Annotated in this window: 9 protein-coding genes; all 9 read right to left on the bottom strand. The window is 40.4% G+C overall.

The window, feature by feature from the left end; all coding sequences use genetic code 11:
- Nucleotides 1-43: 43 nt before the first annotated feature.
- The gene (uvrY, locus tag Q4591_RS17930; protein ID WP_303462241.1) at nt 44-655 is read right to left on the bottom strand and encodes a UvrY/SirA/GacA family response regulator transcription factor; all 612 of its coding nucleotides are present in this window, start codon (nt 653-655) and stop codon (nt 44-46) included.
- Between the two features lie 264 nt (nt 656-919).
- Entirely contained in the window at nt 920-1,516 is a 597-nt protein-coding gene (locus Q4591_RS17925) for a hypothetical protein (RefSeq protein ID WP_102440279.1), read from the bottom strand.
- Nucleotides 1,517-1,792: 276 nt separating this feature from the next.
- Nucleotides 1,793-2,815, bottom strand: a complete 1,023-nt coding sequence (locus tag Q4591_RS17920; RefSeq protein WP_303462239.1) for a two-component system response regulator — start codon at nt 2,813-2,815, stop codon at nt 1,793-1,795.
- A 45-nt stretch (nt 2,816-2,860) separates the two neighbouring features.
- The gene (locus tag Q4591_RS17915; protein WP_303462238.1) at nt 2,861-7,651 is read right to left on the bottom strand and encodes a response regulator; all 4,791 of its coding nucleotides are present in this window, start codon (nt 7,649-7,651) and stop codon (nt 2,861-2,863) included.
- Between the two features lie 155 nt (nt 7,652-7,806).
- Complete coding sequence (locus Q4591_RS17910; protein ID WP_157936096.1) at nt 7,807-8,457, bottom strand: ion channel; 651 nt, start codon at nt 8,455-8,457, stop codon at nt 7,807-7,809.
- Nucleotides 8,458-8,477: 20 nt separating this feature from the next.
- On the bottom strand, nt 8,478-9,596 hold the full coding sequence (locus Q4591_RS17905) for an AI-2E family transporter (RefSeq protein ID WP_303462234.1): 1,119 nt from the start codon (nt 9,594-9,596) through the stop codon (nt 8,478-8,480).
- A 222-nt stretch (nt 9,597-9,818) separates the two neighbouring features.
- The gene (locus Q4591_RS17900; RefSeq protein ID WP_303462232.1) at nt 9,819-10,871 is read right to left on the bottom strand and encodes a DUF2955 domain-containing protein; all 1,053 of its coding nucleotides are present in this window, start codon (nt 10,869-10,871) and stop codon (nt 9,819-9,821) included.
- Entirely contained in the window at nt 10,861-12,042 is a 1,182-nt protein-coding gene (locus Q4591_RS17895; RefSeq protein WP_102440285.1) for an HlyD family secretion protein, read from the bottom strand. The genes Q4591_RS17900 and Q4591_RS17895 overlap by 11 nt, the downstream gene beginning before the upstream one ends.
- Nucleotides 12,043-12,559: 517 nt before the next feature.
- Nucleotides 12,560-13,531, bottom strand: a complete 972-nt coding sequence (locus Q4591_RS17890; protein WP_303446762.1) for a phosphoribosyltransferase family protein — start codon at nt 13,529-13,531, stop codon at nt 12,560-12,562.
- Nucleotides 13,532-13,952 lie beyond the last annotated feature (421 nt).

The raw sequence follows: 13,952 nt of genomic DNA, 5'->3' as shown, positions 1-13,952 counted from the left end.
ATTAATCTAACTCACTGTTAAGTATAGGCTTCATTGATATTTGTCAATTTTTATGTCTCAAATTATTTCCAAGGGTGGCAATTAACTTGGCAAATAAACGATAGCGATAACTGTTAACGGTTTTCGGGCTTAAATTGAGCTTTTCAGAAATGTCGTTGACTTTTTCACCATTGGTGATCATCAACATAATTTGAAGCTCACGTTCTGACAGGCTGCTAAAAGGGTTTTCGTCTGTTTGACTAAACTGACTCAAGGCCATTTGCTGGGCAATCTCTGGAGATAAATAACGTTGCCCCCGAGATACCTGCTGAATGGCTCTTAATACCTCAGGCTGTGTTGCCCCTTTGGTTAAATAACCAGAGGCGCCAGCTTGCATGACTTTGGTAGGAAAAGGGTCTTCAGTTTGTACGGTTAATACGATGATTTTAGCTTCAGGTTGATAACGTAAAATTTTACGGGTCGCTTCTAAACCGCCCATACCGGGCATGTTCATATCCATCAAAATAACATCAGCTTCATTTTGACGTGACCACTGCACGGCGGTTTCGCCATCCGGCGCTTCGCCAACCACTTTTATACCACGCTCATCTTCCAATAAACGTCGAATACCGGTTCTCACTAGCTCATGATCATCAACTAAATATACTGAAATCAACTTCAACCCACCTTAAGCGTATTCTTCCTGAATTTTTATCATATCCTTACCGTTGTAATTTAGCCTATTGAACGAGTATCGCAAAGCAATATTAACCACAATAATGGCATAATTGTTCACTCCTTATGCAACCACTAACAACTAGCCCCTGTTGGCGGTTAATTATTAGACTGTTGCGATATACAAATATAACAACCAACAAAAAACCGTAGCAGTTGCCTACTACGGCTTTTAATTTTTTGTGCTTCAAGTCATTAGAAAAAATTAGTCTTCACTATTTTCCATGAAATCATCAGAAAAATCGGTTTCCCAATACTTATAACCTTGTACGGTTGCCTGAGCTGCGGCGCCCATTAAGTTAACTTGATAGGTTTTTACACCTGTTACATCAACTGATTGGTTAGCTGAAGCTTGATCGCCACTGTCTTCATATTTAGCGCTCGCTTCTGCTTGAGCTTGGCCTTCATAGCCTGACTCTTTAAAACGTGTCATAGCATTATTATTCATAAATGCTTGCACGAATGCCATTTGCTTCCAGCCAATGCCAGCACCGACGCCTCCGGTTGCAAAACGGTAATAGGAGTTTTGGCCTTTAGAGGTGAGTACGCAAACACCGCCACCGGTTGATAATGCAAATAAGTAACTATTGCTGCCAGTGCACACGACATATCCCACAGAGCTCGCTACCGCAGCTTTAGCTTCATTGTGCTCAGCATAAATTTCTTGCAATGCGGCTTGGGTTTCTTTGCGGGCATTGGCTTTTTTAGCCTCAGGTGTATCACCTGTAGCACAGCCGGTTAACAGTGCTGGAAGCATAACCGCAGCCAGCAGCATTTTTTTACTGAAAAGCGTATTAGACATTGATATTTCCTCTGTTGAACAAGTATTGCGATATGTATTTAGCCATAGCAATTATCGAGTGTATTTAATGACGGCATTTAACGGCACATCAAGAATATGAGCCGCTTATATTCGGATCATACTCGCTATTCATCGTTTAAAATCACAAATGGCTTATTTAGCCAATAACTGCTTGTGAATCCAACAATAACTGACGATAACAGCACCTAATTCATAGCAAAATTTTGACAAACACTCCCAACACCTCAACTTTTATTACATGCTTTTAAACTGCTACTATGTATCGCTTTCATTAAATTTAGCCTTTATTTCAAGAATTTGATCTAATTTTTCAACAAAAAGTGGCACAAGCTGCGGATCAAAGTGTGTTCCAGCTTCTTTTTTAAGTAATTCAAGCGCCTTTTCAACGGGCCAGGCTTCCTTATAAGGACGCTTACTGGTGAGTGCATCAAACACATCTGCCACTGCCACAATACGGCCATAAAGCGGTATATCCTCTCCGCTTAAACCATTGGGGTAGCCACTGCCGTCCCACTTTTCGTGATGGGTTAAGGCTATAGTTTGCGCAACATCCATTAATTCAGAGTCTTGCTCGCCTAAAATTTCAGCGCCGATTTCACAGTGCTTTTTCATTTGTTCAAATTCGTCAAAATCTAATTTGTCGGTTTTTTTTAAGATGGCATCCGATATGCCGATTTTACCCACATCATGCATGGGGGCGGCGTGCATTAATAGCTCGGCATCGTCTTCGCTTAACCCTGCTGCAAGGGCCAATATATGGGTGTAATAACTCATACGGATAACATGCATGCCGGTTTCGTTATCTTTATATTCAGCAGCGCGCCCAAGGCGGCGGATCACGTTCAATTGATTTTGGGCAATTTCAGCTGTTTTTTGCCTTACCTGTAAGGCCAACAAGCGGCTTTGACTGGTTAAGGCTAACTGGGTTTGCACTCGCCTTAATACTATCGGTGGATTAAAGGGTTTAGTGATGTAATCTGCTGCCCCTAACTCGAGCCCTTTTAATTCATCTGCCGCAGATATTTTTGCGGTAACAAATATAATCGGAATGTGCTGGGTGCGTTTATCTTGTTTCAATTGCCTGCAAACTTCAAAACCGTCAATACCGGGCATCATAATGTCGAGCAAAATGAGGTCTAATGTCATTGCCTTAGCAATTTTTAACGCGAGTTTGCCGTTCTTGGCAATTTTAATCTGATAGTCAGATTTTAATACACTGGCTAACACATCGATATTTTCAGCGGTATCATCGACCACTAAAATGGTTTGCCTTTCCATTTGAACTCCTATTAAACGCAAAAATTTTTAGTGAATAAGCCTCAATTACATGGCTGTTACTTTCTCAAGCATTTGGTTGGCAATTTCGAGACCACGATCCAACTCGTATTCCGACAATTGATAATCAAGCTGTTGATACTCATGTATTAATGGTTTTAAGTTTAAGCATTGTCCGTGGCTAATAAAATACTCTGTGGCTTCCATATCAAAATTCGATAGCATTGAAATGAGGACTTCTAAGGTTTCAATTGCTAATGACTTATTCAAAGTTTGATTTTCTAATGCAGTTTGGGCGAAATCAGCACCTATTGGTTGTAGCTTTGATAATTGCAATGGCTCTGATACTTGTAGTCGCTTAGGCAATAGCCGTTCAATGTCATGACATACTCCTTGTAACTCTATTGATAGTTTTGTAAAAACCCGCTCATAGTGTGCTTCAGATAGACTATCAAGCGTTTGTTCAAACTTTGCTGCCAATGTGGCAAGCATTTGTGCGCCAATGCTGCCAGCAACCCCTTTTAAGGTATGTACCAACCGCTGAGTCAGTTCGGTATCATTATCTATAACAGCTTGTTCAACATACTGCGGAAAAGCTTTTTGCCCTCGGATAAATCTTACTAATAATTTGTGATACAAGCTTATATCACCTTGAATTCGGCTCAAGCCTAGGGCTACGTCAATATGATCACAGGCAATTGAATTGAGGTTTAGGGCAAACTTAACGACATCGGCATCTGTCGTTTCTATTGCCGATTTCGCTGGCTTAGTCGTGTTAGTGGCAACCGTTGGGCTTATCCATTTGGCCATAGTGATAAACATCGACTCAACGTCAATAGGTTTAGAGATATGATCATTCATCCCAGCGGCTAACGCTTTTTCACGGTCACCAGCCATGGCATTCGCTGTCATGGCAATAATGGGCAAGTGTTGAAATTGTGGCTGCAGCCTGAGTAACGAGGTCGCAGTGTAGCCATCCATCACCGGCATCTGGCAGTCCATTAACACCCCATCAAAATCTTGCTGCGCTAAACACTCAATGGCTTGTTGACCATTCTCAGCCAAAACAGTATCAATTTGCTTATTAATTAATAACTCTTCAATTAACTCTTGGTTGAGATCATTATCTTCAACAACAAGCACCTTTGCTCCTACCAAAGAGGTGATCGCCTTATCGAATGGGCTTTGAACCTTAGTTCGAGGATCTGCTAAAGATTTCCCAGACACTAATGAAGATAGGCTTTGGGTTAATGTTGTTAACGTAATAGGTTTAGTTAAAATATGGTCGATGTGAACAGACATTACACTCATGAGTAGCTCTTCTCTACCAAAAGCGGTAATCATGATGAGTTTAGGTTTAAGCTCGGGCGCAAGCTCGCCAATAAACTTAGCTACATCAACACCGTCAACCCCTGGCATTTGCCAATCGATTAAAGCAAAATCTGGCTTATTACCTGCCGCAATATATTGTATAGCCTCACGGCCACTGGCAACGGCTACTACTTGTAAACCTATTGAGCCCAATAGGTTAGTCAGTATCGAGCGAGCGATATCATTATCATCAGCCAGCAACACTGATTGCCCATCAAAGCGACGTTTTTCCAAGGTATCGAGAGTCACTGACGTTGAACGACTTAACTCAAAAGGACAATACAAACTAAACGTACTTCCCTGCTCAAGCTCACTTGTTACCGTTATGCTGCCCTGCATTAATTCGGCTAAATTCTTACAAATGGCTAAACCTAAGCCTGTGCCGCCGTATTTTCGGGTAGTTGAAGCATCAGCTTGGGAAAAGGCTTTAAACAATCTTGATTGTTGTTCTTGACTCATTCCGATACCGGAATCTGTTACTGAAAAGCGAATGAAAGCCTGTTGGCTGGTTAACCTTTCGAGTTTGACTGCAATAATAATATTGCCACGTTCAGTAAACTTTACCGCGTTATTGGCGAGGTTAATGAGCACTTGCCCTAGGCGAAGTGGGTCTCCTAATAGGTTTTTAGGGATAGTATTATCAATATCAAATAGCAGCTCTAAACCTTTATCTGCGACCTTGATCCCAATGAGGTTATTAACATTGTTTAACACTGCTTCGATATCTAATTCGATATGTTCTAAAGCTAGCTTACCCGCTTCAATTTTAGAAAAGTCTAGAATGTCATTAATAATCCCTAATAAGGATTGTGCCGAGCGATGGGTTTTTTCAATATAATTGCGTTGCTGAGGGGTCAGCTGGGTGTCTAATGCTAAATGGGACATGCCAATTATGGCATTCATCGGTGTACGAATTTCATGACTCATATTGGCTAAGAAATCACTTTTTGCTTGATTTGCACTATCAGCGGCTGAAATAGCGGCGGCAAGTTTAGTTTGTAATGCTCGCGCTTCATTAATGTTGATATGAACCCCACTGATCCGATCGGGAACCCCATGCTTATCAAAAGAGTAAGGTTGTCCAACGCTTAAAATCCAATCGTAACTGCCGTCTTTTCTGCGCATTCTCAGTTCATGGCGAAGAATTTTATTGTCACTTGCAGCCAATGCTTGTTGCGGATTGGAGATCAAGTTTTGCTCATCGGGGTGGACTAAATCAATAAAGGTTTGCGCGCCATTGATTAATGGCGACCACTTGTCATCCTCTTGACATAAATCAGTTGGTTCATAACCTAGCATCTTTGAATACATGCGGTTAACCACGACTTGTTGCTCATTAGGATAAAAGTCCCACATTCCCATTTGCGCACTTTCTGAGGCCACTTCTAACTTTTCTTCTGATGCGAGTAACCGATTGGCAGCAATTTTTTGTTCGGTAATATCAAACACAATGCCATCAAAAAAACCTGACATGTTATTGCCATTACCGTCAAACTGAGCATTCATTTGTAAATAGCGTAGCTCACCTGAGCGATTAATAATTCTAAACTCCGCGACAATTTTATCTTGCGCTTTGATGGTTTGTTCAACCATGACTTTTAAATGCTCTATATCATTTTCAAAAGCAATATCAGCAAGTCTTCTAACTGGATGTTCACCGATAAAGTCTGCCATTTTATAGCCAGTTATTGGTTCTATGTTGGGGCTAATGTACTGTAAATGGTAATGGTTTATGTCAAAATCAGTGACTTTATATCTAAATACTGCGCCTTGAATATTCTCAACCAATGTTTGATATTGATGTTGATTTTGTAGCATCTCAGCACGGACAGTTTCTTGCTCATTAATATCTAATAGAGATAAACGGATTTCACTAAATTCACCCGCAACATCGGTTTCAACACGGGTCGATAATGAAACAATTAAGGTATGACCTGAATGATTAACAAGCTCTACACGTGCATCAGACGTATCAATGCCTTGCAACGCTTGGCTAAAGATTTGTTCGCCTTTAGCGTGCTTAGTGGCGAGTACGTCATGCCAAGTTAACGACGAGAAGTCTTTGCGGTCATAACCAGTAATCTGTGCAAATTGTTTGTTGTGTTTAGTGAAGCGGCCTTGAAGATCTAATGTGGCATAAGCTACAGCAGAGTTTTCATATAAATCCCATAAACGCTCTTCACGCTCTTGTAAATCTTGGGTTCGTATTGAAATAGTTTTTTCTAACCTTTCATTGTCAGCTTTAAAGCGCCGATGTACATGACGACTTAGCCACCAACCACCAAATGTCAGAAGCAAGCAAGAAATGGCAATAATACCAATCAGCATCACGACAATATTTCGAAAAAATAAATAGTTTCGGCTGGCTTCTTCAAGGGTCATTTCCGTCACAATACCAAAACCGTAGCGCTCATCCCATTTCCAGACACCGATAACATATTGCCCCAAGTAATTACGATAAGGCTGATAACTATAACCATCGTGTTTAAGGCTAATTTCTTTTGCTGCTAGGGTTAACGCTCCCTTGCCCCGACGGCCGTTAGCAGGTTGCTTTTCTGATAATAATCTCTGCGGATTAGTCACAGTCAAATTAAGTACTGATACCTGACCTGCTTTTAATAAACCCAGTGACACCAAGTCATTTTCATAGCGACTGTGAGACAGCATTCTTCCTTGGGCATCGACAAAGTATGATTCACCAGTGTCACCCACCGCGCCACTTTGAGTCAGCTTGGCAAATTCAATGTAAGGGTCAATACGAAGTGACAAAATGCCACTGATACTGCCATCATCTTGAGTAATGGGGCTTAAGGCAAACATGGTGAGTGTTTCAGCTTGCTTCAACCCAAATGGGTTTGATAACGCCACTTCTGATGGCATAGGTGGAGTAATGACAATATTACCGGCCAAGACTTGATTAAATAGCATCGGATACTGTTGTTTAACGATATTGATTTGACCTAAATTGCTGTCACGACTTGAAGATATATTGACTCCATCAACTGAGATAACAAAAAATCCTAAGGTGCCAAAGGCCTGACTATAACGCCCGTAAGCTTCGCGAGACCAAAGCACATGTTGATTTCCGACAAGTGGCGCTTTTTTCGAGTCTAACTTAGCTAACATTGTAGTGCGCTTAAGTAATAAAGGATTTGTAGCCACTGCACTCACTCGGTTTTGCCAGCCCAAAAACCAAGATGCCAAGGCTGCATCAGTGGTTTTAGACACCGACTCCAAGGCTAAGCCACTTTTTTGCAAGTCATGCTTATAAGCAACATTCAAACTAATTGCAGCGATAGATGAGATGAGCAGTAAGAAAGAAACAATGATGAGGCTAAAGTAAATCCTATTTTTATCGCCTTCAAAATAGCGGGCAATATCATGATTAACTTGCGCCTTTAGACGCCAAAAACACCAACCTAGTAATAGCAATAACCCAACAATGACGAGGCTTAATAATAGATTCATGTTTATTGTTCCCCATACTGTTGTGCGAGACGGTTGACCTTGAATATCACGTCGCAATGAGTGCTTTTTGAGTAATAGTTAGTTGCGTAATCTCTCAGCTTTATTGCAGTTATCGCTATAAATATTGCGTACAGTTGATGATAAGTCACTCCAGGTTATTTCGGTTCGTGGTTGGACATTTTGGCTCCAACTAAACTGGCAACAATGATCGCCATATAAAACTGACCTGTAATCGCTTCAGAAAAAGCGAAAAAACGCGCCATTGGCACTGCTGGTGATATTTCACCATAACCGACTGTAGTCAAAGTGATGTAACTGTAATAAATCACAGTCGTTAAATTATCGGTCCAATTTTGGGCTTCAATACCATTGAAAGCCACACCAAAAATCTCAATCAGCAATAGATAAATAAATGCCCAAATAAGCCCTAGTAACAGAAATATACAAATAGATCCGATAATTTGATTAGTTGAAATAACCCCGCTAAACAAGACCTGCTTAGCGGCGCGCCAGGTGGCCAAAATAAAAAAAGTTAAAATGGTAAATAGCGCAATAATATCAAGGTTCAACAATTCAAAAACTGAGCCGATACTGGCTACCACTAAGATAGTAAACATCACCCCGAAACTTGAGCGAAACCAGTGTTTATTCGCGCCTAATCCAATCACTGAAATAGACAAACTCATCACAGTTGTCGAAACAACAATGAGCTGGCCCTGTTCAAAAAACTGTTCCACAAAAGCTGAACTTAACAGCACTAACACCAACGACCCCAGTAGGTAGCTGAAGTTATCTTCTTCAGACATAGGTTTAACCATTGCAACAACTACCCTTGTGAGTTCTCTGAGTTCGGTAACACTTCATCACCATCAACTTCAGCCGTTTCAACCACTAGCCATGCTGAAAATAATTTATAACTTAAAGCTAAAATCACCGCGCCAACAAACAAGCCAACAATACCCGAGAGGATCATCCCACCGATAGCACCTAACAAAATCACCAACATAGGTATATCAACGCCACGGCCCATCAACATCGGTTTTAAAAATGCATCACTGGCACTCACTAAAATGCTCCAAATCATAAAAATAATCGCGGTGGTTGATGATTCAACAGAAAAGACATACGCAATAATAGGACCTAAAACCAAAATCGGTGGCAATTGAATAATCGCGAGTATTAGCACCAGTAACATCCAAATCCCGGTTCCTGGCACCCCGGCTAAAGCAAGCCCAACACCTGCTAATATTGATTGAATAAAGGCTACCCCAATCACCCCCTGAACCACACTTCTGACGGTTGCAACGGCCAATTCAGAAAACTCTTCACCATGTTTGCCAGCTAGCCTGACTGAGACTTTATGGAACATTTGGCTTGAGCCAGATGCTTTACCCATAAACACCCCTGCGATAATGATTGAAATTAAAAATTGCAAAATTGTCATACCAAAACTACCAAAAGCACTGGCAGCCTTAGTCGAAAAGCTTTTTATTTCATCGGCATAGGTTTTTACCACATGCTCGAGATCTGCAGAGACGTCTGACCAGAATTCATATAGTTTCTCACCAACAATCGGGAGTTCAGCTACAGAGCTTTTCGGCGCGGGGATAACTAAAGTGCCGTCATGTATTTCTGCGACAAAGTCCTGCGTGCTTGAAACTATCGCACCTGAAAATAAGTAGGTAGGTACCAATAATATGGCTAAGGCCAGCAAGGTAATTAACAGGCTAGATTTACTCACCGACAATCGCAGCTTGCTACTGATAAATAACACCACTGGATACAGCGCAATGGCGATAATACCGCCCCATAAAATGGGCATAATGAAAGGCTGAATAATCTTAAAACACCATATGACCATGATAAAAATCAGGGCTATTTTAATCGCGGCATCCACTGCCGCATGAGTAAACTCTTTCGAGCTTGATATTGGTTTATCACTCATAACTTATCTATCCCTAATTAAATGCTGTTGCGTTTTAAAATTAAACCTTAGTTAATGTATTGACACCTTTATGAACATCGAACTTATTGCAGTGAAAAGCCATCACAACAATAGGTGATTTTTCAGTAAACCTAGTATTGATAAACGAAAAATTTGATTTCCGCCATTAAATCAACACTTAGCGTTCAATAAAATATAGCCTAGCGGCTACAATAAAACCGCCTAATCATGATTAGTTTGTAAGAACTTCCAATTTCTGGTTTCTAAAAAAAATGAAGCCACAACCATATAAACACCGACAATAAATAGCTGCGCAATACGAATATAGAAGTTGGTTGCGACATCGGCATCTGTTGACGAAGCCGTCGAGCCGACAACCACTAGCAAGGCTGAAAATATCCCCGCAAAAATAGGCGCTTTAGCAGGATCATCATAAATTTTTTGTGCAAAAAATAACGCGGCTATCATAGTGAGCCCGATATAAAACGCTAACTCAGGCACGACAACTAACATGTTATAAAAAATAATCGCCAGCACACCACCTATGCCATTAGTGAGTAATAAAAACAAACTCACTTTAACGCTCTTAGTGCCGGCCGTTTGCAAAGATAAAATTGCAATAAATATCATGGTCAGTAATGCGCCGGTCACCTCAAATAAAAAGAAAAAGGAGATCACCGGAAATGAAATAATTAATGCCCTAACTGACTCGTAAAGCCGCTCGTCATTAGATAATTCTGACTCAGAATGAGTTTCTTTTTCTGGTGCTAAATCAGGCAACAAAATATGCAATAAAGTAAAAATGATGACCGCCACCACGCCTGAAAAGCTTAAGCCGACACCAAAAAAAATCGCCGCACCTGGATGTAAAATCCCTAAATAGGGTAATACTAATGTCGAGACAATTAATATAGTGGCGAAAAAATTCCACTTGGGATCAGAAAACAGGTAATAGGCCCATAGCATCATTAATGCGAGTAATGGCAACAGTACAAATGGATATTGAACCGGCCCCAAACTCACCATCCAAGCAATGGCAATAGTGACCACCATTGAAATAAGCAATTCGTAAATGGTTTGCACTGTCGGCACCACTCTATCAACTAAAAACTTAGCGACAAACACCGGTAGTATAAAAGCTAATTGCCAATCAAACACCGCAGCTATGGCCACTGCAATGCCTATCCCCAAAGTGAAGCGTAATACTCGACGGGTAAATATCGCCTCAGCAAATTGAGCATTAATGGCTTTAAAGGCTAGCTCGCTATCTGACATAGGAGAACCAGCTAACGACTCGGATCCAAAACTTACCAAATAAGTTCATCAGTGAACTTTCTTCGGTATACACCATGACATCCGCTTGACCGCCGACACGTCGCAACCCTTTAGCCTCTTCGTCATCAAAATGAATGGTTACAGGAAATCGCTGAGATTGTCTTAACCAACCTGTTTGGCCTGTTGTTTGAGCCAGCTTTCCCGTTTGTTCACTTTGTCCCCAATCAACACCATAATCGATATAGGCTACTTTCCCAGTAAAAACCTCACCCGGAGCATAATCCAGTGCAAACTCGACTTTATCGCCCGCTTGCATATTGCCTAAGCTATTTTCTCTAAAGTTCGCTTCAATCCACACATCTTCAGATGAAATAAAGGTCATTACCGGTTGACCAGCATTAGCATAAAAGCCTTCTTTTAAACGAAAGTTTGATGCCACGCCATCTGTGGGCGCTTTAATTTCGCTGCGTGCTAGGTTAAGTTCAGCTTGCTCCAAGGCCAATAACGCTGATTTTACCGCGGTATTGTTTTCACCTTCTGAGCCCAACCTTTCTTCTGCTTTGGCTAAATCTGCTTTAGCACTAGCGACACCCGCTTCTGCGCTAGCAAGTTCCGCTCTAGCATTGTCGGCATCAGCCTCTGACATCACCTGCTGCTCAACCATGGTAAAAATACGCTTAGATTGTACTTTTGCATTAGTAAAGTTTGCCTCCGCATTAACAACCTTTGCTTTTGCAGCGGTGACATTAGCGGTTAAAGCTCCCATATTTTGCCCAGCCTGCGTCACATTTTGCTCAGCGGTAAATAATGCAATCTCATAATCTCTTGGGTTAATTCTCGCAAGCACCTGCCCTTTACGGATCAAGGTATTTGGCGTGGTTAAAATTTCAATTACCTCCCCTGAGACTTGCGGGGTAATGGGGACCACAAAACCGCGAACTCGACCTAAATCAGTTGAAGGAATATAACGATCAGCAATAAGATGGAATACAAACAAAAAAGCGACCACTATCAGTATGATATTGGTCGCTTTTCTTATTTTCTGATTTTTGGACTTATCCGCTGCGCCATTAGCAACATGAATGTCATCTGTAGGCGTTGATAAAACGGCTTGCTCCGGTGTATTTGCCGGTAATTCAGTGGATGAAATATCGTTATGCTTATCTGCCATACCCTTCCCTTGCATTGAAATCAATTGCATTACTTTTTAAATTAACGGCTTGCATGAGCCAATAATGTTAATAAATAGTAGAGTTGTTACATTAACGTCAGTATAGGATTATTTTTGCTCAAAACTCAACACTCTAGCTCAATGAACAAGCAAGAAAGCTGTGTTTAAGCCCTTTACTTAAGTTATTGATTTAACATTTTGATTTTAACTAATGATTTGAACGGCCGTTTGAGAAGGCCCTTGCTGGGGAATTGCATTAAATTGCGATGTATATTGTTACTATTACTACTTAAGAATCTATTTTAAATTAAGTGTATTCTTTAAAAGCTGCTTGGTTTTAATTGCCTAATATTAAAAAAGCAAAGCAAGTATAAAGATCAACTCAAAAGCATTCCTACAGAATGAAAAATCCTAATTAGACAAATCAAGACCTTAATTTCACCACTAAAAATCTAACATCTGCAGCTGGTAATAATCTGCCCATTTTCACGCCAGATAAAGGTTTAGAGCTTATAGATTAAGCCCTAGCCAGATTTTTAACTTTTTTGTATATCGCTCTTAATGGCTTAATTTTTGAAAATTGCATTCTAATCGTCTCAGCAAGGTATTTTTTATTTTTAAACCGCTTAAGACCATTAGGCGCAATCATTTGGTTTGTATCAACACAATAAACAAACTTGTTAGACCGATTAGCAATTTCAATTGCTTGCTGATAATCACTTTCGATAAATAACACATTTGGGCTACGCTTAAAGTAGTCTGCCTTATGGGAAAAATAATCTACTTGGGCCCGTCTTGCGGCTTTTGAAGGCAAATCTAACATTTCTAGTTTGTTATAATTAACGCCATGTTTTGCCAGCCATTGCTCAGTATGTGGTCGAAATTTTTCTAACCTATTAGTTATCAGCACATCAACTTTCATGGTTGGGATAAATCGAGGAGTCGCATCAGCGAGAAACTGAATATATTTCTCCCCATCATCATTTTGTTCCTCAGTTGGATCCTGGCACAGGACACCATCAATATCGACACAAGCCTCAGTCACGATAGGATGATGAAATAAGTTCCATTCAAAAACCCGTGGAAAGTCCACATGCTCAAAAAAGATATCAACTTTGTCACTGACAAGCGCAGTGGTGTAAATCGCAGCTGTGGTCACCTTGCCTTGGAAGCTGCTAGGTATTTTGGCTAGCGCATCTATCATCGAACCACCAGTTAGAATGCTGTCATCGACAATTAAAATGTTGCTTGCTTCATGGGGGAAGTTTAAGGCTTTTTTGGCATCACGAGTAATGCCTTTACCTAACTTATCATTGCGAATAAAAGCAGGTAAATCGATACAGTTAGCATTGAGCAATAACGCCACCATATATGCAGGTACCATTCCACTTCTTGGAATACCTACAATTAAATCAAAGTCTTGTTGATTGATTTTGTGAATATTATTTTTAATATCATCACTCAAATCACAAAAGGACTTATAATTCATAGCAAACTCCAATGTTCATAGATTACAGCCTGATGCTTCAAAGCAGACGCTGTTAAGCTTAAATTCTACTAAATACTCATAGAGTATTGGTCCGTAGCCGCAACTACTATGCCGCCCAATACATACCGAATCATTAACCTATGTTGTTTGAGTAAAGTTCAGATTCGATCCCTCAAGACTCGACTCTAACTAATGCAATTTATTGAATTTAGCCATAACAGCATGCTTTATCAATTGTAGCTTGGTCTAATAAAATACAAATAACCCTTTAACAGCCTAAATTAAAAATACGCCATAAAAATGACAGTTTTAAGTCTAAATCAGATTAGTAAATTATCAAATCTACAAATATCAACAAACAGGATAAACATCAACCTTGCCTGTAGCACTACACAGTTTCAGCCAATGAACAATTAAGCGG

It is taken from the genome of Shewanella sp. 3_MG-2023 (assembly GCF_030548765.1).
Classification (GTDB): Bacteria; Pseudomonadota; Gammaproteobacteria; order Enterobacterales; family Shewanellaceae; genus Shewanella.
The sequence above is the reverse complement of the archived record's forward strand: the minus strand, read 5'-3'. Positions and strand labels throughout refer to the sequence as shown.

Coding starts and splice junctions, on each gene's coding strand:
- Q4591_RS17900 (WP_303462232.1), bottom strand. CDS start 10,871: ATGTCAGATAGCGAGCTAGCCTTTAAAGCCATTAATGCTCAATTTGCT.
- Q4591_RS17895 (WP_102440285.1), bottom strand. CDS start 12,042: ATGGCAGATAAGCATAACGATATTTCATCCACTGAATTACCGGCAAAT.
- Q4591_RS17905 (WP_303462234.1), bottom strand. CDS start 9,596: ATGAGTGATAAACCAATATCAAGCTCGAAAGAGTTTACTCATGCGGCA.
- Q4591_RS17915 (WP_303462238.1), bottom strand. CDS start 7,651: ATGAATCTATTATTAAGCCTCGTCATTGTTGGGTTATTGCTATTACTA.
- Q4591_RS17890 (WP_303446762.1), bottom strand. CDS start 13,531: ATGAATTATAAGTCCTTTTGTGATTTGAGTGATGATATTAAAAATAAT.
- Q4591_RS17920 (WP_303462239.1), bottom strand. CDS start 2,815: ATGGAAAGGCAAACCATTTTAGTGGTCGATGATACCGCTGAAAATATC.
- Q4591_RS17910 (WP_157936096.1), bottom strand. CDS start 8,457: ATGTCTGAAGAAGATAACTTCAGCTACCTACTGGGGTCGTTGGTGTTA.
- Q4591_RS17925 (WP_102440279.1), bottom strand. CDS start 1,516: ATGTCTAATACGCTTTTCAGTAAAAAAATGCTGCTGGCTGCGGTTATG.